This is a genomic window from Actinomycetospora sp. CA-053990 (assembly GCF_050948445.1).
Classification (GTDB): Bacteria; Actinomycetota; Actinomycetes; order Mycobacteriales; family Pseudonocardiaceae; genus Actinomycetospora; species Actinomycetospora callitridis.
Map to the genome: position 1 here is coordinate 5,077,976 of NZ_CP192043.1, position 22,162 is coordinate 5,100,137.

Below are 22,162 nucleotides of genomic sequence, written 5' to 3' on the forward strand. Positions count from 1 at the left end.
TCGGGTGATCGGAACCTAGCGCCCCTCGGAGCCGTACGGACCGATCTCGCCCGCCTGCACCCCGATCACGCGGCACGGGCGGTTCATGGCCTGCAGGGCGCGCTCGAGGACGCGGCCCACCTCCTCGACGGCCGCGCGCGCGTCCCCGGCCGTCGTGCTCCCGGTGACCTCGAGGACGCCGAACGGGACCGTCGGGACACCGCCGACCTCGACGAGCCGCTCGAGGAGGTCGGCGAGTCCGTCCTCGTCGAGGCGCGTCAGATCGGTCATCAGGTGGACCCGGTACTTCGTCATGGATGGAGTGTCCTCGGCCGGCGCGGCCGCTCGATCAGCGCTCACCGACGCGCCCGCTTACCGTCGGCGTGACGCGCATCACGATCGATCCGTGGGGTCGACAGGAGTGCCGTCGCCGACGAGGGAGTCAACACCATGGCTGACGTCAGCAGCACGGGAAGTGGACCGGTGTTCCGCCTGGTCTACCGCAGCAGGCTGAGCATTCCGCCGGACGACGTCGAGAGCGAGGTCGCCCGCATCCTGGAGGCGGCCCGCACGAAGAACCCGCAGCACGGCATCACCGGCGCCCTCGTCGTGTGGGAGGACAACGTCGTCCAGACCCTGGAGGGCGAGGAGGGCGTGGTCCGCGGCCTGTACGAGACGATCAGCCGCGACCCCCGCCACGTGCAGGTCGACCTCGTCGAGGAGACCTCCGGCGTCGAGCGGGCGTTCACGCGGTGGTCGATGGCGCGGGTGTCCGACGGCGCCGACGCCGACATCCCGCTGTCGAACCAGTGGGAGGGCGGCATCGACGTGAGCCGCCCCCGGTTGACCACGCCCGCGGAGGACGCGGTCGTCGACGCGATGCGTGACCGCGTCCGGGGCGCCACGGCCTGACCCCCGCCCCGGCCTGATTCGCACGGTCCCGTCGTCGACGCCGTCACCGGCGCGGCGGCGGGACGGTGCCGGAGGGCGGCACGAGCGTCGTGAGATCGGGCAGCTCCTGCGCCAACCCCGCGTCGAGCGTGGCCAAGGACGAGCCGGGTATCGCGGCCGCCAGGCTCGCGAGATACGCATCGGTCACCTGCCGGTGCCCGTGCACGTGGGTGAGGCCCGCGTCGGCGTACGACAGGGAGTCGGCCCAGAAGGCGCAGCCGGGCAGGGCGTGCACCGCTCTCAGCAGCGCGGTCGCGACCGATGGCGTCTCCCCGGACCGCACCAGGAACCTGACGAGCGCGCCCTCCACCACGGGACACACCGCGAACTCCTGGATGCCGGCCGCCCATGCCGACGTCCGATCGTGGTGCTCGTGCTCGACCACCGTGAGAGCGATCAGGACGTTCGCGTCGAGGAGGTAGGTCGTCACTCCTCGTCCGACGCGATCGCGACGTCCTCCGACGTCACTCGGCGACCGACGCTCACGACCGGGAATCCCGATCGCTCGTCGACCTCGATCACGGCGGGTTCACCGAGCTGGATCAGACCGCGGGCCGCCAGCTCGGCCACGACGGCCGAGAGCGACAACCCACGGCGCTCCGCGATCTCCTTGGCCTGCCGGTGCACCGCTGGCGGCAGGTCGACGGTGGTCCGCATCCTTGCATCGTAGCTGCATCGACCGTGATGCAATGCGTCGTCCACACGTCCTGGCGGCGCTGAACCGGCCGTGGTTGCCCCTCGGCGTCGCACGTGCCTCGGTACCGATGCCGGCCCGCGGAGCGTCCTCAGAGCGTGGTCGTCGCGACCAGGACGAGCACGAAGGACGCCACGATGATCGCGACGCGGAGGTAGTGCAGCCGGTCCCAGCGCCGGTGCTGCTCCCGCCAGTCGTCGGGGTGGTTCTCCGCGGTCCACCCCCTCGAGCGGTTGTTGATCGGCACCAGCAGGGCGACCGACATGACGACGCTGACCACCAGCAGCACCGCGGCGACGAGCAGCGCCGTCGTCGCGGTCGGCGTGCCCCAGACGACCGCCGCGAGGACCGCGGTGAGCGCCAGGGACGCGATGTACCAGAACGGCATCGCACGCCCCAGCACGCGCCCGCCGTCCGCTCGGGCGGCCAGCGACGCGCCGGCGGGCAGGCGCAACAGCATCGGGTTGACGACGACGGCGACCGCGAACTCGACGCCGACCATGAGGCCGACGACGGTCGCGGTGACGACCGCGAGCACGGATGTCATGGCGAGACCTCCCTTGATCTAGCACTGCTAGATTTCCTAGCAGTGCTAAGCTAGGCCGGGTCGGGCCGGATCACAAGAGGGGGAGCCGATGCCGGATCAGACGGCGCGCCGGCAGCGGCACGAGGAACGCGGTCGTCACATCCTCGATGTCGCGCGGGACCGCGCCGACGCGCAGGGATGGGCCGCCGTCACCACCCGACATCTCTCCGACGCCATCGGCTACAGCCAGCCCGTGCTCTACAGCCACTTCCCCGGCGGCAAGGCGGAGATCATGCTGGCGGTCGCCCTCGACGGCTTCGTCGAGCTGACACGGCGGTGCCGCACGGCCCTCGACGGCCGGCAGGGACGGCCCGCGATCGAAGCCGTGTCCGTCGCCTACCTCGACTTCGGTGCCGAGCACCCAGCGGTCTACGAAGCGATGTTCCACCAGCCGATCGACACGCCGTTCGCCCACGACGACACCCGGCCCGAGCTCCGCGCCGCGTTCGACGTGCTGGCCGGGACGATCGGCGACGACGACGGCACCGCGACCGAGGTGTTCTGGAGCGCCCTGCACGGCATGAGCGTTCTGGAACGTGCCGGGCGTATGCGCCCGGAGCACCGCGGCCTCCGAGTGTCCGAGCTCGGCGTCCGCTTCGGAGGGACCCCGACCCGGTAGGCGCCTCCGGCCACCTACAGGATCTCCAGCGGGCGCTTCCGGTCCGGCGGCGGGAACGCGGCGTCGAGCGCGGCCCGGTCGTCGTCGGTGAGTGCGACGTCGAGCGCGGCCTGGTTCTCGGCGATCCGCGCCGGGGTCGCGGTCTTCGGGATCGCGCTGACGCCGGGGTGATCGAGCACCCACGCGATGGCGATCTGTGCGGGCGTGGCGTCGTGCCGGTCGGCGACCTCGCGCAGCGCGGGCTCGTCGAGCAGTCGCCCCTGCTCGACGGGCGAGTAGGCCATCAGCGGGAGCCCCCGGCGCTCGGCCCAGGGGAGCAGATCCCACTCGGGTCCCCGCCGCACGAGGTTGTAGAGGATCTGGTCGGTGGCCACCTGGTCGCCGTTCGGGACCTCGTCGAGCTCGGCCAGGTCGTCGACGTCCAGGTTGCTCACGCCCCAGGCGCGGATCTTCCCGGCGTCGCGCAGCTCGACGAACGCCTCGACGGTCTCCGCCAGCGGGTACCGGCCGCGCCAGTGCAGCAGGTAGAGGTCGATCCGGTCGGTGCGCAGCCGGCGCAGGGCCCGGTCGCAGGCCTCGACGGTGCCGTGGCGGGAGGCGTCCGAGGGAAGGACCTTGTCCACGAGGAACGCCTCGTCGCGCCGCGCGGCCAGCGCCTCGCCGACCAGCTCCTCGGCGCCGCCGTCGGCGTACATCTCGGCGGTGTCGATCATCGTCAGCCCGGCGTCGAGTGCGGCGCGCAGCGAGTCGATCTCGTCCCGGCGGCGGGCCGGCTGTTCGGCGTATCCCCAGGTCCCGACGCCGAGCAGGGGCATCGGGGTGCCGTCGGGGAGGGCGATGGTGGGGACGGTCATGGGTGTGGCCTCCGGCCCTGTGAGCACTTCCGGTGCTACGGGACGGTCCTAGACGTTGAAGCGGAACTCGACCACGTCGCCGTCGTGCATGACGTAGTCCTTGCCTTCCATGCGCACCTTGCCCGCGGTCTTCGCGGCGGCCATCGACCCGGCGGCGACGAGGTCGCCGTACGAGACGATCTCGGCCTTGATGAAGCCCTTCTGGAAGTCCGTGTGGATCACGCCGGCCGCCTCGGGGGCGGTGGCGCCGATCCGGATCGTCCAGGCGCGCGACTCCTTGGGGCCCGCCGTGAGGTAGGTCTGCAGCCCGAGGGTGCGGAAACCGGCGCGGGCCAGCGCGTCGAGACCCGGCTCGGGCTGACCGATCGACTCCAGCAGCTCCTGGGCCGACTCGGCGTCGAGCTCGAGCAGCTCCTGCTCGACCTTCGCGTCGAGGAACACGGCCTCGGCCGGGGCGACGAGCTCGGCGAGCTCCTTGCGCTTCGCGTCGTCGACGAGCACCGGCTCGTCGGCGTTGAAGACGTAGAGGAACGGCTTCACCGTCATGAGGTTCAGCTCGCGCAGCCGCGGCGAGTCGAGCCCGGCGGAGAAGAGGGTGCGGCCCTCGTTCAGCACGCTCTGCGCGTGCTGGACCTCGTCGACGGCGGCCTTGGTCTCCTTCTTGACCCGCGCCTCCTTCTCGAGGCGCGGCAGGGCCTTGTCGAGCGTCTGGAGGTCGGCGAGGACGAGCTCGGTCGCGATCGTCTCGATGTCCGCCGCCGGGTCGACGCGGCCGTCGACGTGGACGACGTCGTCGTCGGCGAAGACGCGCACGACCTGGCAGATCGCGTCGGCCTCGCGGATGTTGGCGAGGAACTTGTTGCCCAGCCCGGCGCCCTCGCTGGCGCCCGCGACGATGCCGGCGATGTCGACGAACGACACCGTCGCCGGGACCACCTTCTCCGAGGAGAACATCTCCGCGAGGCGGTCGAGCCGTGGATCCCGCAGGGGCACCACGCCCACGTTGGGCTCGATGGTGGCGAACGGGTAGTTCGCCGCCAACACGTCGTTACGGGTCAGGGCGTTGAACATCGTCGATTTACCGACGTTGGGCAGTCCGACGATGCCGAGGGTCAAGCTCACGAGAATCCAGTCTGCCAGCGAGGGATCCGGGCGGGCCCCGGCGGCGTCCAACCAGGGTGACAGCTGCTCCACGCAACCCCTGGAGGTCCCCGTGTCCGCCCTGGCCACCGTGTCCACTCCGCTCGGCCCGTTCACCGCCCTCGTCGACGCCGAGGGCGCCGTCCTCGCCTCGGGGTGGACCGACGACGCCGACGCGCTGCTCGCCCTGGTGCACGCCGAGCTGCGTCCGACCGACCCCGCGCGCCGCGAGGACCTCGGGGAGGTCACCGCGGCGGTGGCGGCGTTCCACGACGGCGATCCCGGCCCGGCGGCGGCCGTGCCCGTGCGTCAGATCAGCGGGCCGGCGACCACCGCGATCTGGGAGCGGCTGCGCACGGTGCCGGCCGGTGCGCCGACGACCTACGGCGAGCTCGCCGACGCCGCGGGCTACCCGAAGGGTCACCGGATCGCCGCGCGGGCGTGCGTGCACAACGCCGTCACGCTCTTCGTCCCGTGCCACCGCGTGCTGCGCCGGGGCGGCGCGCTCGGCGGGTACCGCTGGGGGCTGGAGCTCAAGGAGCGGCTGCTGGCCCTCGAGGCCTCCTGGCGCGTCGATGACGCGGCGTTGTCGGGGGTGTGATCCATCCTGCCGGTCATGACGGAGGAGCCATGACGACGGCCGGGGTGCTCGCGGGGCTGCTGCTGGGGCTCGTGATCGGCGCGGGCGTCGGCGCGTGGGTCGCGCTGCACCTCGCGGGGGCCCGGCGTGACGCGGCGGTGTCCGAGGCGGTGCGCCGCGCGGGGCCGAGGTCGCCGCGGCGCGCGCCGAGCTCGACGCCGAGCGTCGCGGGGCGGGCGACCGCGAGCGCGCCCTGGGGCCGGCCGTGCGCGCCGCCTCGACCGACGTGCTCGATCGCGTGCTCGAGCCCGTGTCCGCGGCCCTCGGTCGCATGGAGCGGGAGATGGCGGGCGCGGAGCGCGAGCGGGCGGCCGCCTTCGCGTCGCTGCGCGAGCAGGTCGGCGCCGTCGCCGAGGGCGCGCAGGGGGTCGCGGGCGAGACGCGCGCGCTGGTCGGGGCCCTGCGCGCCCCGAACGTCCGCGGGCGGTGGGGTGAGCTGCAGCTCGAGCGGGTGGTCGACCTCGCCGGCATGGTCGAGCACTGCGACTTCACCCGCCAGGCCCACGCCCGCGGGGTCGACGACGACGGCGCCCAGCGTCCCGACCTCGTGGTGCACCTCGCGGGCGGCAAGCAGGTGGTCGTCGACGCGAAGGTCCCGTTCGCCGCGTACCTGGAGTCCACCGAGGCCCGCGACGACGCCGCCCGCCGCGAGCGGATCGCGGCGCACGCCAAGCAGGTGCGCGCCCACGTCGACGCGCTCGGCGCCAAGGCCTACTGGCGGCGCTTCGACCCGACGCCCGAGTTCGTGGTGATGTTCGTCCCGGGCGAGGTGTTCCTGTCCGCGGCGCTGGAGGCCGATCCGGCGCTGCTCGAGCACGCCTTCGGCGCCGACGTCGTCATCGCGACGCCCACCACGCTGATGGCGCTGCTGCGCACGGTCGCCTACGCGTGGCGCCAGGAGGCCCTCGCCCGCAACACCGCCGAGGTGCACGCGCTCGGCCGCGAGCTCCACGGCCGGCTGGCCACGCTGTCGGGGCACCTCGCGCGGCTGGGACGGTCCCTCGACGGCAGCGTGCGGTCGTTCAACGAGACGGTCAGCTCGCTGGAGTCCCGCGTGCTCGTCAGCGCCCGGCGGTTCGCGGACCTGTCCGTGACCACCGCCGATCTGGAGAGCCCGGAGCAGATCGAGCGCCGCCCGCGGGCACCGGCCGAGTCGATCGCGGAGACGGGATGACGCGAGCATGAGTGGTCCACGTCACCGCACTCGCCGGTGTGCGTGCGGGTGCGACGGAACGTCACGGTCCGACCGCTAGCGTTGGGGTGTGACCAGCGCGCGGGAGGAGGCACTCGGCACCGGGCCCGTCGGCCCCGGCGAGCGCTCCGTCGTCCGGTCACTGCGTGGGCTCCGCTGGTGGGGGACGTTGCTGCTCGGCGGGGTCTTCACCGTTGCCGGCGTGGCGATCGACCTCGTGCTCTCCGGCGAGCTGGGCGTGGCGTTCACCGCCTGTTTCGCCGGCGGCTGCATCCTCGCGACCGCCTGGTCCCGGCGTGACTCGCTGTTCGTCCCGCTCGTCCAGCCGCCGCTGCTGCTGGCGGTCGGCGTGCCCGTGGTCGTCGTCGCCACCGGGTCGCTCCCCCGCTCGGGTGGCACGGCCTCCACGCTCCTCGCCGTCGGCGGGCCGCTGGTCAACGCCTTCCCGACCCTCGCGATCACCACGGCCGTGTGCCTGGCGCTCGGCTTCATCCGCTCGCGCCTCGAGCCCTGGCAGCGGGACGGCGACCGGCTCGACCCCGACGCCCCGCGCGAGCCCCGGGACCGGCCGCCGCGGGACCGGGACCGCGACCGCGACCCTCGCGAGCGCGAGCTGCGGGAGCGGGACCGCCGCGAGCGGGAGATCCGTGAGCGCCAGCGGCGCGAGTCCCGCGACCGGGACCCCCGCGACGGAGACCGTGACCCCGCGATCGGGACCCTCGCGACCGTGACCCCCGCGACCGAGACCCCCGGGATCGCGACCCCCGGGATCGCGACCCTCGGGACCGGGAGCCTCGCGAGCGCCGTCCCCGCCAGGTGCCCGTCGAGGCCCGCCCGGCGCGCGACGACCGCCGCCGCCCGGCCGCCGGCGACCCCCGGCGCCGTCCCGTGCGACCGGACGACCCCGACGAGGAGTTCGGCCCCGGGGTCCGGCGCGTCCCGCGCCGCGTCGACGGGCCCGACGACCGCCGCTGACGCGGATCCGGTTTCGTGGAGCGTGCGCTCCGCGGAGGGGAACGATCGCTCCTCGGTCTCGGATCTCCGGTCGTCGGCCGCCGACTGCCCGAGATCAACGGGGAGTTCGTGCGCGTAGAAGCAGCAATCAAGGGAGCACGCCGATAGGCCGTTCGCTGCACCGGGAGGCACGTCAGCAGCCGGCGTACTCGTCGCGCCGCAGGAGCATCGCGCCGAGCATCGTCACGAACATCAGGACGTGGCCGCCGATCATCAGGGTCTCGCCGGAGATGGCACCGAGGCCGTAGGGCACCAGAAGCAGCACGAACGGGGCGCACATCGCCGCCGACATCTCGACGATCAGGCGAGCGCGGTGACGTCGCACCGCCATCCAGACCGCCGTGCCGATGGTCATGTCGGCGGCCATGACGAGGGCGTGGACGGCGGGCAGTGCGGCCCAGGCCGCCGGCGTCAGGGGCATGAGCAGCGCCATGCCGACGAACATCGCCACGACCATCTCGAGGTAGTGGCCGACGAAGCGCAGCACGGGACGGCGAGGGGCGCTGGTGGTCGCGGTGGGGATGGTGGGCTGGGTGGTCATGGCGGGTCCTTCCACGGGGCGGCTCGCGATGCCGACGAGCTTCGCGAGCCCGGCCCCCGCGGACAGGTGCCGGACGTCATGGTCGGGGTCACGACCTAGAGCAGGTCCAGGGCCCGGGCGCGCAGCGCGGCCTGGGTGCGGTCGCGGGCGCCGAGCTTGCCCAGAACGTTCGTGACGTGGTTCTTCACCGTGCCCTCGGCGAGGTGCAGCCGGCCGGCGATCTCGCGGTTGCTGCGGCCGTCGGCGAGCAGGCGCAGCACGTCGACCTCCCGCTCCGAGAGCGGCACGACCAGCGGCTGGGCGCGGCGCGCCGGCTCGTCCGCGGGCAGGCGCGCGACACGGGCCACGACCTTCGCCGCGACCGAGGGCTCCAGCACCGACCCGCCCGCGGCCGCGGTCAGCACCGCCTCGACGAGTCGCGCGGAGGAGACGTCCTTGAGCAGGTAGCCGACCGCGCCGGCCCGCAGCGCGGCGAAGACGTCCTCGTCGTCGTCGAAGGTGGTCAGCGCGATCACGCGGACGTCGGGCTGCTCGGCGCGCAGGCGGCGGGTCGCCGCGACGCCGTCGAGCACCGGCATCCGCAGGTCCATGAGCACGACCTCGGGGGCGAGCTCGGCGGCGCGGCGCACGGCCTCCTCGCCGTCGCCCGCCTCCCCCACCACGACCACGTCGTCGCGCACGCCCAGCAGCGTGGCCAGCGCCTCGCGGAACAGCGCCTGGTCGTCGACCAGCAGGAGCCGCACGGGCGCCCGCGCGGTCACGCCGGCACCTCCAGGACCAGCGCGCACCCGCCGGACGGGGCGCGTCCCAGCTCGAGGCGTCCGCCGAGGTCCGCGGCCCGTTCGCGCAGGCCCAGGAGCCCGACACCTCCGCCCTCCCCGTGCCTGCCGTCCCCCTGCTCATCGGCACCACGCCCGTCGTCGCGGACCTCCACGCGCACGGCCGCCGCGGCGTAGTCGAGCACCACCTCGGCGCGGCTCGCGCCGGCGTGCTTGCGCACGTTCGTCAGCCCCTCCTGCGCCGCCCGGAACAGCGCCTCGCGGGCGGGCTCGGCGATCGCGCGCTCGTCCCCGACGACGCGCACCGACGTCGGGAGGCCGGCCTCGGAGCTCTCCGCGGCGAGGTCGTGGAGCGCGGTGCCCAGCGGCGGGACGAGGCGGGGCTCGCGCAGGGCGCCGACGGAGCGCCGGACCTCGCCGAGCGCCTCCTGCGACTGGTGCTGGGCCTTGGCGAGCACCTCGTCCGGGTCGCCGCCGTTCGCCAGCAACGCCCGCGCTGCCTGGAGCTGCATCTGGATGACCGTGAGCGAGTGCCCGAGCCCGTCGTGGATGTCGCGGGCCACCCGGTTGCGCTCCTGGGCGGCGGCGAGGTGCTCGACCTGCTGCTGCGCGGCCGTGAGCTCGCGGCGCATCTGCTGCTCGCGGCGCAGCAGCTCGGTGACCACGGCCGCGAACACCACGGCGACCAGCGTGCCCAGCCCCTCGCGCAGGCCGTCGAGCACCGGCATCCCGGTGTGCACGAACGGCACCATCGCGATCACGACGATCGTGGCCGGCAGCGGGAGCAGCAGGACGCACTGGCTCACGAGCACGATCAGGAAGAGCGTGCCGCCCACCCCGGGGGCGAGCGCGAACACGACGGACGCGAGCACGAGCCCGAGGAGCACGTACGCCGCCGACCACCAGCGCCGCCCGCGGGCGAGCACCCACCGGAAGCCGAGCGTGGCCAGCAGCGCGAACGCGGCGCCGAGCGGCAGGACGGCCACCGGGTCGCCGCCGCCGACGACCCCGAGCACCAGGGTGAGCAGCGCTCCCCCGGTGAGCAGGGTCAGGGCGAGGAGCACGGGGACACTGTGCGGTCCCCGCGCCCCGAGGACAACGGGCTCCTAGCGGACCGCCTGCGGCTTCATGTCCCGCTTGAGCTCGCGCGGCAGCGAGAAGGTCAGCTTCTCGTTCGCGGTGGTGATCTCCTCGACGTCGGCCCAGCCGCGGTCGGCGAGCCAGTGCAGGACGTCGCCGACGAGGATCTCGGGCACCGAGGCGCCACTGGTGACACCGACGGTGGTGACGCCCTCGAGCCAGGCCTCGTCGATCTCACCGCAGTGGTCGACGAGGTGGGAGTCCTTCGCCCCGGCCTGCAGCGCGACCTCGACGAGGCGCACCGAGTTCGAGGAGTTCCGGGAGCCGACGACGAGCACGAGGTCGCACTCCGACGCCATCTGCTTCACCGCGACCTGGCGGTTCTGGGTGGCGTAGCAGATGTCGTCCGACGGCGGGTCGGAGATCGCCGGGAACCGCTCGCGCAGCGCGGCGACCGTCTGCATCGTCTCGTCGACCGACAGCGTCGTCTGCGAGAGCCAGATGACCTTCTCGGGGTCGCGCACGGTGACGTCGGCCACCGCGCCCGGCCCGTCGACGAGCTGCACGTGGTCGGGCGCCTCGCCGGCGGTGCCCTCGACCTCCTCGTGGCCCTCGTGGCCGATGAGCAGGATGTCGTAGTCGTCGCGCGCGAAGCGCTTCGCCTCCTGGTGCACCTTCGTGACCAGGGGGCAGGTGGCGTCGACGGTGCGCAGCTCGCGGGCCGCGGCCTGGGCGTGCACCGCCGGGGACACCCCGTGCGCGGAGAAGACGACGGTGGCCCCCTCGGGCACCTGGTCGGTCTCCTCGACGAACACCGCGCCGCGCTCGGCGAGGGTGTTGACGACGTGGCGGTTGTGCACGATCTCCTTGCGGACGTACACCGGGGCGCCGTAGGTCTCGAGTGCCTTCTCCACGGCCACGACGGCCCGGTCGACGCCGGCGCAGTAGCCGCGCGGCTTCGCGAGCAGCACGCGCAGCGCGCCGTCGCCGGTGTGCTCGCTCTGGTGCTCAGGGGACATACGTCCAGCCTACGGGCGACGCACGTCACCGTCCGTGCGCGAGCGGCGATGACCGACCCGCCGTGGCCGTTCGCACATCATCGGCCCAGCCCTGGCACGCTGTCCGGTATGAGTTCGCTCCCGTTCCCGGTGCGGGTCGCCGCCGGCATCGTCGTCGCCGCCGTGGAGGAGACCCGGGACCTCCCCCGCACCATCGCCGGCCTGCCCATCACCGCGGTCAGCCGTGTGCTGCAGCTGGGGATGCGTGCCCAGCAGGTGGTCACGGAGCTGGCCATCAAGGGCGACACCGCGCTGGACGGGATGCGCCCGGTGGAGGAGGCCCCGTCGTGGGCCCGCTTCGACGACGACCTGCCCGCGCCGCCGGCCCGCTTCGAGTCCTACGACGTCGACGACACCTCGATCGAGTTCACCGACCTGGCGGACGCCCCGCGTGTGAACGGTCACTCCCGTGCGCTCGAGGTCGTGGGCGGCACCGAGGTGAAGACCTCCGGCACGCCCGACGCCCTCCCCGGGTACGAGTCGATGACGATCGCCCAGCTGCGCGGGAAGCTCCGCACGCTGAGCGTCGACGAGGTCGGCGAGCTGCTGGAGTGGGAGACCGCGCACGGCAACCGGCCGCCGTTCGTCACCATGCTCAGCAACCGGATCGCCACGCTCAACGCCCAGTCCTGACCCTCGCGTGACCACCCCGCCGGCGACCAGCGCGGAGGAGCCGTGGCCGGTCCGGACGGTCGCGCGCAAGATCGCCGCGTGGATCGAGCGGCTCGGCGCGGTGTGGGTGGAGGGCCAGCTCACGCAGGTCACCGCCCGCCCCGGGTCGGGGACCGCGTTCCTCGTGCTGCGTGACCCGGCCGCCGACGTCTCGATCAACCTGACGGCGCCGACGACCATGGTGCGCGGCACGGTCCCCCCGCTGGCCGAGGGCGCCCGGGTCGTCGTCCACGGTCGGCCGTCGTACTTCTTCGGCCGGGGGACGCTCTCGCTGCGCGTGGACGAGATCCGCCCCGTCGGGGTCGGCGAGCTGTTGGCGCGCATCGAGCGGCTGCGGGCGCTGCTGGCCGCGGAGGGGCTCTTCGACCCGGCGCGCAAGCGGCGTCCGCCGCGGCTCCCGCGCTGCGTGGGCCTGGTGACGTCCCGGGCGAGTGCCGCCGAGCACGACGTGATCACCGTCGCGTCGGGGCGGTGGCCCGCGGTGCGCTTCCGCACCGTCAACACCCCGACGCAGGGCCCGCAGGCCGTGCCGGAGATCCTCGACGCGCTGACCGCCCTCGACCGCGACCCGGACGTCGACGTGATCGTGCTGGCCCGCGGCGGCGGCAGCGTCGAGGACCTCCTGCCGTTCTCCGACGAGGCCCTGTGCCGGGGCGTCGCGGCGTGCCGGACGCCCGTGGTCTCGGCGATCGGCCACGAGCCCGACACCCCGCTGGTCGACCACGTCGCCGACGTCCGCGCGGCCACCCCCACCGACGCCGCCAAGCGGATCGTCCCCGACCTCGCCGAGGAGACCGCGCACCTCGCGCAGCTGCGCCGCCGGATGCACCGGGCCCTGCACGCGTGGGTGGAACGCGAGGACGCGGCGCTCGCCGCGCTGCGCCGCCGTCCCGTCCTCGCCGACCCCCTCGGGCCGATCGCCGCGCGGGAGGACGCCGTTGTGGCCCTGCGCGGGCGGGCCCGCCAGGTGGTCGACGCCGGGATCACCGCCCGGTCGGCCGACCTGCGGCACCTCACCGCGTCGCTCACCGCCCTGGGCCCCGCCGCGACCCTGGCCCGGGGCTACGCGATCGTCCAGCACGGGCCTGCCGTCGACGCCCCGGTCCTGCGGTCGGCGGACACCCCCGCGGCGGGCGACACCCTGCGCGTGCGCCTCGCCGACGGCGCCCTGCACGCGGTCGTGCGCCCCGAGCCCGGCTGAGCTCGGGCGGAGCGGGTGCGTGGCCCTATCGGCGTGCTCCTTCGACTTCGGACACTGGATGACAGCGACGCCACGCCGCTGACAGAACGAGGAGGTACCGAGTGGGCGAGACGGACGAGCCGGGGTACGAGCAGGCGCGGGACGAGCTCGCGCAGGTCGTGGCGCGCCTGGAGGCGGGCGGGCTGAGCCTCGAGGACTCGCTCGCGCTGTGGGAGCGGGGCGAGGCGCTGGCGCGGCTGTGCGAGCGCCACCTCGCCGGGGCCCGCGAGCGCGTCGAGACGGTGCTGTCGGAGGCGGCGGGCGAGGACGGGGCGAGCAGCTGAGCGACACCCGGGCGAAGAGGCACCGTCGGCGCCCCGTGATGGCGCAGACTCGACGTCCATGAGCAGCCCGTACTCGCCCGGAGGGGCCGACTTCGACCGGGCGGTCGCCGGGGCCCACGCCGACTACCACCGCGAGATCCAGCAGCACGACGAGCCCGACGGCCTCGTGGACGACGTCGTGACCTACCAGATGCTCGCGCCGCACCTCATGCGCTCGCTGCTGTTCCTCGTCGCGCCGACGGTGCTGCTGCTGATCAAGGTGATCATCGACTACCTCGCGTCGATGTCGTCGCCCGACGACGTCACCGACGCCGTGTCGGTGATGCTCGGGGTGATGGTGGTCGTGCTCTACCTCGCCGGGATCGCGGCGTTCTTCGCGCCGGCGAAGGAGCCGATCGCCGAGCACGCCCGTCTGCTGGAGAACCGCGGCGACGCCGCCGCGAGCGCCTACGAGCACGTGCGCCTCGCCGCGGCCGCGCGCCGCAGCCCCGCGGAGGTCCGCCCGTCCACGGTGGCGGGCGTGCCCGTGCTGCTGTTCGAGCAGTACAGCGAGCGGGCGATGCTGCTCGTCCAGCCCTACGGGCGTGACCTCTACGTCGGCTGGACGATGTGGCGCTCCCGGTCCACCGCCACCCTGCTGCTGCACTTCCTGCGCGACACCTTCGGACGCTTCGCCCCGGCGCCGCGTTTCTCCGCCGAGCTGCGCGCCGCCGCGACCCGCGCCCTGCGCGAGAGCGTGCACTCGCTGTCCCGCGAGGGTGTGGCCGCCGCGCTGCAGGCGAGCGGGCCGGAGCCGGAGTCGCCGTACGAGCCGACCCATCAGGAGCCGCCCCGTCACGAGCCCCAGCGTGCCGAGGCCCCCCGCGAGACGTACACGCCGCAGGCCCGCCCCGAGCCGCCCCACGAGGAGCGTTGGCCGGAGTCCGAGGACCCGCACCCGCTGGGCGTGCTCCCCACCGCCCCGCCTGCCGGGCCCCACGTCGACACCCGGACCGCCTGGACCGGCGAGGGCCACGACGGAGAGCGCGTCGGCGTCCGCCGCGAGCCCGACGAGGACTGGGGTCCGCCGCCGCGCGACCGGTGGTGAGCCGCGAACGGGCGACCGGAGCGGCGGACTCTGCGAGGATGGCGACCGGCGCGCCCACGCCCGATCCGCCACACGTCCGCCCCTGGAGGTGCACACCCGGTGAGCTCGCAGGAACACGATCGCGTCCGGACCCCTGAGCGTCCCGACCGCAACCTCGCGCTCGAGCTCGTCCGGGTCACCGAGGCCGCCGCCATGGCCGCCGGCCGCTACGTCGGCCGCGGCGACAAGAACGGTGGGGACGGCGCGGCCGTCGACGCGATGCGCAAGCTCATCGGGTCGGTGTCGATGCGCGGCACCGTCGTCATCGGGGAGGGCGAGAAGGACGAGGCCCCGATGCTCTTCAACGGGGAGCAGGTGGGCAACGGCGACGGCCCCGAGTGCGACGTCGCGGTCGACCCGGTGGACGGCACCACGCTGATGGCCAAGGGCATGCCCAACGCCCTCGCGGTGCTCGCCGTGGCCGAGCGCGGGGCGATGTTCGACCCGTCCGCGGTGTTCTACATGGAGAAGCTCGCCGTCGGCCCCGAGTCGGCCGACGTCGTCGACATCGAGCGCCCCGTGGCGGAGAACCTGCGCGCCGTGGCCCGGGCGAAGGGCATCAACGTCTCCGACGTGACGGTCGTGGTGCTCGACCGGCCCCGGCACGAGCAGCTCGTCCAGGACATCCGGGACGCCGGCGCGCGCATCCGCTTCATCTCCGACGGCGACGTCGCCGGCGCGATCGCCGCGGCCCGCCCCGAGAGCGGCGTCGACATGCTGCTGGGCATCGGCGGCACCCCCGAGGGGATCATCACCGCCTGCGCGATCGCCTGCATCGGCGGCTCGCTGCAGGCCAAGCTGTGGCCGAAGGACCCCGGGGAGCGCGAGAAGGCCCTCGCGGCCGGCCACGACCTCGACCGCGTCCTGCACACCGGCGATCTCGTGCGCGGCGAGAACATCTTCTTCTGCGCCACCGGCGTCACCAACGGGGACCTCCTGCGCGGCGTGCACTACCGGGCCGGCGGGGCGTCCACCCAGTCCCTGGTGATGCGCTCGAAGTCCGGCACCGTGCGGATGATCGACGCGTGGCACCGCCTCCACAAGCTGCGCGAGTACTCCGCGATCGATCTGGGCACGGACGATGCACCCGATGTGTCGATCTGGGGGCCCGAGGACTCGACCTTGTAGCTCGACACGGGGATGATCGTCGTCCGATCCGGGGTATCCGGTGAGGACGCCACGGTCCCGGAGGTCCCCGTGTCATCACCCGCCTCATCGCGTCGCCGCTCGACGGCCGCCCTCCTGATCGCGCTCGTCGCGACGATGTCGGCCCTCCTGGCCGGGACGGCCACCGCGGGCACGGCACCGGGGAGCCCGGCGCCCGCGCCGATCGCGCGCCCGGTGGCGGACGCCCCGGCCACGGGGGTGCCGACGGTCCCGGCGATCCCCGCCCTGACGCGCGGCACACCCTGCAAGTCCTCGGCGGTCGCGTGCGTCGACCTCTCCTCGCAGCAGGCCTGGCTCACCGACGGCGAGGGCAACGTGACCTACGGCCCGGTGGGAGCGCTCGGCGGGACGCGGAAGTACCCGACGCCGACCGGCACGTTCTCGGTGGACTACAAGGACGCCGACCACGTCAGCAACCTCTACGACGCCGACATGCCGTACTCGGTGTTCTTCGCGCCGGCGATCGCGTTCCACACGGGCAGCCTCTCGGAGCGCTCGCACGGCTGCATCCACCTCGGGCGGACCGCCTCGAAGCGCTTCTTCGCGAACCTCTCGCCGGGTGACACCGTGCAGGTGGTCTCCTGACTCCGGTGAAAGACTGCGCCTCATGACGGAGGAGCAGGAGTACCGGATCGAGCACGACACCATGGGCGAGGTCCGGGTGCCGGCCGCGGCGTTGTGGGCCGCGCAGACCCAGCGGGCCGTGGAGAACTTCCCGATCTCCGGACGCCCCATCGAGCCCGCGCAGATCCGTGCGCTCGGCCTGGTCAAGGGTGCGTGTGCGCGCGTCAACAAGGACCTCGGCGTGCTCGACGCCGACCTCGCGGACGCCGTGGCCGCCGCCGCGGACGAGGTGGCGTCCGGCGCGTACGACGACCAGTTCCCGATCGATGTGTTCCAGACCGGCTCGGGCACCAGCTCGAACATGAACGCCAACGAGGTCATCGCGACGCTGGCCTCGCGCGCGTCGGGCCACAAGGTGCACCCGAACGACCACGTCAACGCCTCGCAGAGCTCCAACGACGTCTTCCCGACGACGATCCACCTCGCGGCCGCCGAGGCGATCGTGCGCGACACGGTGCCCGCGCTGGACCACCTCGGCGCGGTGCTCAACCGCAAGGCGCAGGACTGGAAGCACGTCGTCAAGGCGGGACGCACCCACCTCATGGACGCCGTGCCGATCACCCTCGGCCAGGAGGCCGGCGGCTGGGCGAGCCAGTGCAGCCACGGCACCGAGCGCCTGCGCGCGACGCTGCCCCGCCTCGCCGAGCTGCCGATCGGCGGCACCGCGGTGGGCACGGGCATCAACACCCCGGTGGGCTTCGGCGGCAAGGTCGTCGAGCAGCTCCGTCAGGCCACCGGCATCCCCGAGATCTCCGAGGCCCGCGACCACATCGAGGCGCAGGGCGCCCGCGACGGGCTGGTGGAGGCGTCCGGCGCGCTGCGCACGGTCGCCGTGAGCATCTACAAGATCGCCAACGACGTGCGCTGGATGTCGTCCGGCCCGTCGACCGGCCTCGCCGAGATCCGCATCCCGGACCTCCAGCCCGGCTCGTCGATCATGCCCGGCAAGGTCAACCCGGTGATCTGCGAGGCGACGATGATGGTCGCCGCCCAGGTCATGGGCAACGACGCGACCATCGCCTTCTCCGGCTCGCAGGGCAACCTCGAGCTCAATGTCATGATGCCGGTGATGGCGCGCAACGTGCTCGAGTCGGCCCGCCTGCTGGCCAACGCCGCGCGCCTGCTGGCCGACCGCGTCCTCGAGGGCACGGAGCCCGACGAGGAGGCCTGCCGCCGGTACGCCGAGTCGTCGTCGGCGATCGTCACGCCCCTCAACCGCCTCCTCGGTTACGAGGAGGCCGCGAAGATCGCGAAGACGGCGATGAAGCAGCGCAAGACCATCCGCGAGGTCATCGACGAGGAGGGCTACGTCTCCGACGGCAAGCTCACCCAGGAGCAGCTCGACGAGGCCCTGGACGTCCTGGCGATGACCCGGGTGGACCAGCCGCAGTGACACTGCTGGGCGAGGTCGTCGCCGCCTCCGCGGAGGTGGCGGCGACCCGCTCGCGCAAGGCCAAGACCGCGACGCTCGCGACGCTGCTGGCGGGCCTGCAGCCCGACGAGGTCCGTCCCGCGACGGCCTGGCTCGCGGGCGAGATGCTGCAGGGCCGCACGGGCATCGGCTGGCGCACGCTGCAGGCGGTGTCGCCGACCCCCGCGTCCGAATCCACCCTCACCGTCGGCGACGTCGACGCCGCCCTCGACCGGCTGGCCGCGATGGCCGGCTCGGGCACCGGGGTCGGCGCGCGGCGCGCCGCCGAGCTGGGCGGGCTGCTCGACGCGGCGACGCCGGACGAGGGCCGCTTCCTGGTGCGCCTGCTCGGCGGCGAGCTCCGTCAGGGCGCGCTCGAGGGGATCATGATCGAGGCGGTCGCGGCGGCGGCCGAGGTGCCCGCCGAGGCGGTGCGCCGGGCGTTCATGATGTCGGGCCGCCTGCCCACCACCGCGCACGTGGCGCTGACCAGCGACGACCCGCTCGCCGAGCTCGGCGCCATCGGCCTCGAGGTCATGCGCCCGCTGCGGCCCATGCTCGCCTCGCCGGGCGACTCCCTGGACGCGGCGCTGGCCGAGCTGGGCGCGCCGGACGGCGACCCGGGCGTGGTGGTCGAGCACAAGCTCGACGGCGCCCGCATCCAGGTGCACCGGCGCGGCGACGAGGTACGGGTGTGGTCGCGGACGCTGCGGGAGATCACCGACGGTGTCCCGGAGATCGTCGCCCTGACCCGGACCCTGCCCGTCGAGACCGTCGTGCTCGACGGCGAGACCCTCGCCGTCGCCGAGGACGGCCGGCCGCGGCCGTTCCAGGAGTCGATGAAGGGGCTCGGCTCGGGCGCCATGCAGCCCTGGTTCTTCGACTGCCTGCACCGCGACGGCGTCGACCTGGTCGACGAGCCGCTGTCGGCGCGGCGGGAGGTGCTCGCGGAGGTCGTGGGCGACCGGCTGATCCCCGGCGTCGTCCGCCCCACCGTCGCGGAGGCGGAGCAGGCGGTCGCCGACGCCCTCGCCGCCGGCCAGGAGGGGTCGATGGTCAAGGCCCTCGACTCGACCTACTCGGCGGGCCGGCGCGGGCGGTCGTGGCAGAAGGTCAAGCCGTCGCACACCCTCGACCTCGTCGTCCTCGGCGTCGAGTGGGGCTCGGGGCGCCGCCGCGGGTGGCTGTCGAACATCCACCTCGGCGCCCGCAGTGCAGACGGCGAGTTCGTCATGATCGGCAAGACCTTCAAGGGCATGACCGACGACATCCTGCGCTGGCAGACCGAGACGTTCCCGCGGTACGAGACCCACCGCGACGACTGGACGCTCTACCTGCGGCCCGAGATCGTCGTGGAGATCGAGCTCGACGGGGTCCAGACATCCACCCGCTACCCCGGCGGCGTGGCCCTGCGCTTCGCCCGCGTCGTCCGCTACCGCGACGACAAGACCGCCGCCGAGGCGGACACGCTCGAGACGGTGCGCGCGCTGAAGATGTAGCGAACGCGCCGTTCGCTGCTTCTACGCGCGCGAACTCCCCGTTCGCACCGCGGATCTCAGCCGAGTTCGCCGCGCCGGACGGCCCGGCGCTCGAACCAGATCGTCGCCGCCGGCGGGATGCTCGCGGCGAGGGCGAGCAGGGTCGTCCCGATCGACCACCGGAACGCCCGCGCGGTCACCAGGGCGACCACGACGTACGCGACGAACAGCACGCCGTGGATCGGCCCGAAGACCCGCACCCCGACGTCGTCGAACACGACGAGGTACTTGAACGCCATCCCGATCAGCAGCCCGATCCACGAGCAGGCCTCGGCGATGGCGACGGCGCGGAACGTGCGCGCGAGGACCGTCGCGCGCGGGCTGGGGAGGACCGTGGACACGGCTCCACTCTGCCGGGAGCCGATCAGCGGGGCGACGCGGCGATCGTCACGCGAGGACTCGCGCCGCCGGAGAGGAAGGCGGCGAGCGCCCGGCCCTCCTCGCCGACGTCCTGGCGGTCGGCGCGGGAGAAGCGGCGCAGCGGGGTGACGGTGACGACGCCGTCGACGACCGTCCAGCTCGCCGCCACCCGGCCGTCGACCAGCACGAACCGTGTCCCGGCCACCGAAAGCCCGCGGTGGGCGTCGTCGATGAACCGCGAGCGGTCGTCGTAGCCCAGCACGAGGTTGTCGAACGCCGGGAGGAAGCGGACGGGCGCCGGCACCTCGGGATCGGGGCGCGGGGCGTCGGGAAGGTCGAGCAGCTCGCGGCCGCGCTCGTCGCGGAAGGCCACGAGCCGCTCCCGCACGCGCGCCACCGCCGGCGGCAGGCCGGCGAGCCCGGACCAGGCGCGCAGGTCGGCCGTCGCCGCCGGGCCGAAGGCGGCGAGGTAACGCAGGACCAGGGCCTCGCCGACCGGGTCCTCCCCGTCCGGCGACGGCGGGTCGCACGCCCGCCCGAGCCACGTCGCGAGCGCGACGCTGCTGGCCGGCCCCGCCTGGCCCCACAGCCCGCGCGGCGGCACCTGCACGAGCGGGACGAGCACGCTCACCGCCTCGCCGAGCACGCGCGGCGGCACGTCCGGCCACCGCTCGGCGAGCACGCGGCCGGCGGCGGGCAGCGTGCTCGGGTCCTGCGCGAGGAGCTCCCGCCCGGCCTCGGCCAGTGCCGCGAGGTCGACCCCGGCGAGCTCCGCGCGGTACACCCCGAGCAGGCGCTGGAGCAGCATCGCGTCGTGGCGCGACCGCCAGGCCACCGCGTCGTCGGCCGTCACGAGGTGGACGGTGCGGCGCATGAGGTGCGTGCGCACGACCCGGCGCTCGACGAGCAAGGTCGAGAGCTCCGCCGGGTCGAACCCCTGCAGCCGCGACCACAGCCCGGTGAACGGCTCCTGCGGCTCCTGGGCCTGCAGCCCGCCGAGGTGCGCGACCGCGTCGAGCGCCGGGAGGTCGGCGCGGGCGAGCAGGAACTGCCGGGCGAGCGCCGCCCGGTTCAGCGCGCGGGTCCCGAGGACGGTCACGCACGTCAGCCTCCCAGCCGCCCCCGACCGCCGCCCGTGACCGCGTAGCCTCGTGACACGTGCACTTCCTCGACGGCGAGCGCCCGCCCCACGACCTGACCTACGACGACGTCTTCCTCGTCCCGACGCGGTCCGACGTGGCCTCGCGCTTCGACGTCGACCTCTCGGTGGCCGACCCGTCGGGTGCCACGATCCCGGTCGTCGCCGCGAACATGACCTCGGTCAGCGGCCGCCGGATGGCCGAGACGCTGGCGCGCCGCGGCGGCCTCGCCGTCATCCCGCAGGACGTCGACCCGGCGGCGGTCGCCGACATCGTCGCGGGGGTCAAGTCGCGGCACACCGTGTGGGACACCCCTGTGGTGCTGCACCCCGGCGACGCGGTGGCGGACGCGCTCAACCTCGTCTCGAAGCGCGCGCACCGCACGGTGGCCGTGGTCGACGACGCGGGGCGCCCGGTCGGGGTGGTCGGGGAGTCGGCGTGCCACGGGGTCGACCGCTTCACCCGCCTCGCCGACGTCCTCTCCCCCGCGGTGTCCCTGCCGGTCGGCACTGCGCCGCGGGCGGTGTTCGACGCGCTGCAGGACCCGGCGTACGCGGGGGCGCCCGCCCTGGGTGTCGACGACGACGGTCGCCTCGCCGGCATCCTCACGCGCACCGGCGCGCTGCGCGCCGAGGTCTACCGGCCCGCGGTGGACGCCGACGGGCGGCTGCGGATCGCCGCCGCGCTCGGGGTCAACGGTGACGTGGCGACCCGCGTCAAGGAGCTGGGCGCGGCCGGCGTCGACGTGCTCGTCGTGGACACGGCGCACGGCCACCAGGAGAAGATGCTCGCCGCGCTGGCCGCCGCCCGCGAGGCCGCGCCGGACGCCGTGATCGCCGCCGGGAACGTCGTCACCCCCGAGGGCACGCGCGACCTGATCGCGGCGGGCGCGGACATCGTCAAGGTCGGGGTCGGCCCCGGAGCGATGTGCACGACGCGGATGGCGACGGGCGTCGGGCGCCCGCAGTTCTCCGCGGTCACCGTGTGCGCGGCCGCGGCGCGGGCCGCCGGCGGGCACGTCTGGGCCGACGGTGGGGTGCGCCACCCCCGCGACGTCGCGCTCGCCCTCGCCGCCGGCGCCTCGGCGGTCATGGTGGGCTCGTGGTTCGCGGGCACCTACGAGTCGCCCGGCGACCTGCTGCGCGACGAGCACGGCGCGGCGTACAAGGAGTCGTTCGGCATGGCGTCGAAGCGCGCCGTCACCGCCCGCACCCGCGGCGACTCGGCGTTCGACCGCGCCCGCAAGGGGCTGTTCGAGGAGGGCATCTCGTCCTCGCGCATGCAGCTCGACCCCCAGCGCCCGGGCGTGGAGGACCTGCTCGACAGCATCTGCGCGGGCGTGCGCTCGGCCTGCACCTACACCGGCGCCGCGTCGCTCGAGGAGTTCCACGAGCGCGCGACGCTCGGGGTGCAGTCCGCGTCCGGCTTCGCGGAGGGACACCCCCTGCCCAGTGGCTGGTAGACCGCGCGCCGT

Annotated in this window: 26 protein-coding genes; 14 read left to right on the forward strand and 12 right to left on the reverse strand. The window is 74.2% G+C overall.

Annotated features, from left to right (window positions below):
• Positions 1-15 precede the first annotated feature (15 nt).
• A complete protein-coding gene (locus ACQPYN_RS26030; RefSeq protein WP_433029280.1) occupies positions 16-294 on the reverse strand; it encodes a hypothetical protein in 279 nt (92 codons plus the stop codon).
• Between the two features lie 135 nt (positions 295-429).
• On the opposite strand from ACQPYN_RS26030, the gene ACQPYN_RS26035 reads away from it, so the two are divergent.
• Positions 430-891 (forward strand): BLUF domain-containing protein, encoded by a 462-nt coding sequence (locus tag ACQPYN_RS26035; protein ID WP_433029282.1) that lies wholly within the window; start codon positions 430-432, stop codon positions 889-891.
• A gap of 43 nt (positions 892-934) precedes the next feature.
• Here ACQPYN_RS26035 and ACQPYN_RS26040 read toward each other — a convergent pair whose 3' ends face one another.
• From ACQPYN_RS26040 to ACQPYN_RS26050, 3 genes are all read right to left on the reverse strand, one after another.
• A complete protein-coding gene (locus ACQPYN_RS26040; protein WP_433029284.1) occupies positions 935-1,360 on the reverse strand; it encodes a TA system VapC family ribonuclease toxin in 426 nt (141 codons plus the stop codon).
• The gene (locus tag ACQPYN_RS26045; RefSeq protein WP_433029286.1) at positions 1,357-1,587 is read right to left on the reverse strand and encodes an antitoxin; all 231 of its coding nucleotides are present in this window, start codon (positions 1,585-1,587) and stop codon (positions 1,357-1,359) included. The genes ACQPYN_RS26040 and ACQPYN_RS26045 overlap by 4 nt, the downstream gene beginning before the upstream one ends.
• Before the next feature lie 128 nt (positions 1,588-1,715).
• The gene (locus ACQPYN_RS26050) at positions 1,716-2,171 is read right to left on the reverse strand and encodes an anthrone oxygenase family protein (protein WP_433029288.1); all 456 of its coding nucleotides are present in this window, start codon (positions 2,169-2,171) and stop codon (positions 1,716-1,718) included.
• An 88-nt stretch (positions 2,172-2,259) separates the two neighbouring features.
• On the opposite strand from ACQPYN_RS26050, the gene ACQPYN_RS26055 reads away from it, so the two are divergent.
• Positions 2,260-2,829: a TetR/AcrR family transcriptional regulator gene (locus tag ACQPYN_RS26055; protein ID WP_433029290.1), complete on the forward strand. Its 570-nt coding sequence runs from the start codon at positions 2,260-2,262 to the stop codon at positions 2,827-2,829.
• A 14-nt stretch (positions 2,830-2,843) separates the two neighbouring features.
• On the opposite strand, the gene ACQPYN_RS26060 is transcribed toward ACQPYN_RS26055, so the two are convergent.
• Both ACQPYN_RS26060 and ychF read right to left on the reverse strand, forming a co-directional pair.
• Entirely contained in the window at positions 2,844-3,683 is an 840-nt protein-coding gene (locus ACQPYN_RS26060; RefSeq protein WP_433029292.1) for an aldo/keto reductase, read from the reverse strand.
• 48 nt (positions 3,684-3,731) lie between these two features.
• A complete protein-coding gene (gene ychF, locus ACQPYN_RS26065) occupies positions 3,732-4,805 on the reverse strand; it encodes a redox-regulated ATPase YchF (RefSeq protein ID WP_433029294.1) in 1,074 nt (357 codons plus the stop codon).
• 91 nt (positions 4,806-4,896) lie between these two features.
• Between ychF and ACQPYN_RS26070 the strand changes: the two genes are divergently transcribed.
• From ACQPYN_RS26070 to ACQPYN_RS26080, 3 genes are all read left to right on the forward strand, one after another.
• A complete protein-coding gene (locus tag ACQPYN_RS26070; RefSeq protein WP_433029296.1) occupies positions 4,897-5,424 on the forward strand; it encodes a methylated-DNA--[protein]-cysteine S-methyltransferase in 528 nt (175 codons plus the stop codon).
• A 244-nt stretch (positions 5,425-5,668) separates the two neighbouring features.
• The gene (locus ACQPYN_RS26075) at positions 5,669-6,637 is read left to right on the forward strand and encodes a DNA recombination protein RmuC (RefSeq protein WP_433029298.1); all 969 of its coding nucleotides are present in this window, start codon (positions 5,669-5,671) and stop codon (positions 6,635-6,637) included.
• Positions 6,638-6,725: 88 nt separating this feature from the next.
• Complete coding sequence (locus tag ACQPYN_RS26080) at positions 6,726-7,748, forward strand: DUF6542 domain-containing protein (RefSeq protein WP_433029300.1); 1,023 nt, start codon at positions 6,726-6,728, stop codon at positions 7,746-7,748.
• A gap of 54 nt (positions 7,749-7,802) precedes the next feature.
• Here the strand turns inward: ACQPYN_RS26080 and ACQPYN_RS26085 are convergent, their stop codons facing one another.
• From ACQPYN_RS26085 to ACQPYN_RS26100, 4 genes are all read right to left on the reverse strand, one after another.
• Positions 7,803-8,210, reverse strand: a complete 408-nt coding sequence (locus ACQPYN_RS26085; protein ID WP_433029302.1) for a hypothetical protein — start codon at positions 8,208-8,210, stop codon at positions 7,803-7,805.
• Between the two features lie 95 nt (positions 8,211-8,305).
• Complete coding sequence (locus ACQPYN_RS26090) at positions 8,306-8,971, reverse strand: response regulator (RefSeq protein ID WP_433029304.1); 666 nt, start codon at positions 8,969-8,971, stop codon at positions 8,306-8,308.
• The gene (locus ACQPYN_RS26095; RefSeq protein WP_433029306.1) at positions 8,968-10,053 is read right to left on the reverse strand and encodes a sensor histidine kinase; all 1,086 of its coding nucleotides are present in this window, start codon (positions 10,051-10,053) and stop codon (positions 8,968-8,970) included. Before ACQPYN_RS26095 ends, ACQPYN_RS26090 begins: the two co-directional genes overlap by 4 nt.
• Positions 10,054-10,095: 42 nt before the next feature.
• Positions 10,096-11,088 (reverse strand): 4-hydroxy-3-methylbut-2-enyl diphosphate reductase, encoded by a 993-nt coding sequence (locus ACQPYN_RS26100; RefSeq protein ID WP_433029308.1) that lies wholly within the window; start codon positions 11,086-11,088, stop codon positions 10,096-10,098.
• A 108-nt stretch (positions 11,089-11,196) separates the two neighbouring features.
• Here ACQPYN_RS26100 and ACQPYN_RS26105 point away from each other — a divergent pair, with 108 nt between their 5' ends.
• The 8 genes from ACQPYN_RS26105 to ACQPYN_RS26140 all read left to right on the forward strand — a co-directional run bounded on the left by ACQPYN_RS26105 (position 11,197) and on the right by ACQPYN_RS26140 (position 19,150).
• The gene (locus tag ACQPYN_RS26105) at positions 11,197-11,760 is read left to right on the forward strand and encodes a lipid droplet-associated protein (protein WP_433029310.1); all 564 of its coding nucleotides are present in this window, start codon (positions 11,197-11,199) and stop codon (positions 11,758-11,760) included.
• Between the two features lie 7 nt (positions 11,761-11,767).
• Positions 11,768-13,000, forward strand: a complete 1,233-nt coding sequence (xseA, locus tag ACQPYN_RS26110) for an exodeoxyribonuclease VII large subunit (protein ID WP_433029312.1) — start codon at positions 11,768-11,770, stop codon at positions 12,998-13,000.
• 101 nt (positions 13,001-13,101) lie between these two features.
• Entirely contained in the window at positions 13,102-13,323 is a 222-nt protein-coding gene (locus ACQPYN_RS26115; RefSeq protein WP_433029314.1) for an exodeoxyribonuclease VII small subunit, read from the forward strand.
• A 58-nt stretch (positions 13,324-13,381) separates the two neighbouring features.
• Positions 13,382-14,410, forward strand: coding sequence for a hypothetical protein (locus tag ACQPYN_RS26120; protein WP_433029316.1), 1,029 nt, complete (start codon positions 13,382-13,384; stop codon positions 14,408-14,410).
• 99 nt (positions 14,411-14,509) lie between these two features.
• Positions 14,510-15,577 carry a class II fructose-bisphosphatase gene (gene glpX / locus ACQPYN_RS26125; RefSeq protein WP_433029318.1) on the forward strand — a complete coding sequence of 356 codons (1,068 nt, stop codon included), beginning with the start codon at positions 14,510-14,512 and terminating at the stop codon, positions 15,575-15,577.
• 69 nt (positions 15,578-15,646) lie between these two features.
• Complete coding sequence (locus ACQPYN_RS26130) at positions 15,647-16,201, forward strand: L,D-transpeptidase (RefSeq protein ID WP_433029320.1); 555 nt, start codon at positions 15,647-15,649, stop codon at positions 16,199-16,201.
• Between the two features lie 22 nt (positions 16,202-16,223).
• Positions 16,224-17,633 carry a class II fumarate hydratase gene (locus ACQPYN_RS26135; RefSeq protein WP_433029322.1) on the forward strand — a complete coding sequence of 470 codons (1,410 nt, stop codon included), beginning with the start codon at positions 16,224-16,226 and terminating at the stop codon, positions 17,631-17,633.
• A complete protein-coding gene (locus ACQPYN_RS26140; RefSeq protein ID WP_433029324.1) occupies positions 17,630-19,150 on the forward strand; it encodes an ATP-dependent DNA ligase in 1,521 nt (506 codons plus the stop codon). Before ACQPYN_RS26135 ends, ACQPYN_RS26140 begins: the two co-directional genes overlap by 4 nt.
• Before the next feature lie 56 nt (positions 19,151-19,206).
• Here ACQPYN_RS26140 and ACQPYN_RS26145 read toward each other — a convergent pair whose 3' ends face one another.
• Together ACQPYN_RS26145 and ACQPYN_RS26150 are read right to left on the reverse strand one after the other, a co-directional pair.
• On the reverse strand, positions 19,207-19,530 hold the full coding sequence (locus ACQPYN_RS26145) for a DUF3817 domain-containing protein (RefSeq protein WP_433029326.1): 324 nt from the start codon (positions 19,528-19,530) through the stop codon (positions 19,207-19,209).
• Positions 19,531-19,553: 23 nt separating this feature from the next.
• Positions 19,554-20,648, reverse strand: coding sequence for a winged helix DNA-binding domain-containing protein (locus ACQPYN_RS26150; RefSeq protein WP_433029328.1), 1,095 nt, complete (start codon positions 20,646-20,648; stop codon positions 19,554-19,556).
• A 59-nt stretch (positions 20,649-20,707) separates the two neighbouring features.
• On the opposite strand from ACQPYN_RS26150, the gene ACQPYN_RS26155 reads away from it, so the two are divergent.
• Entirely contained in the window at positions 20,708-22,150 is a 1,443-nt protein-coding gene (locus tag ACQPYN_RS26155; RefSeq protein ID WP_433029330.1) for a GuaB1 family IMP dehydrogenase-related protein, read from the forward strand.
• Positions 22,151-22,162: the final 12 nt, after the last annotated feature.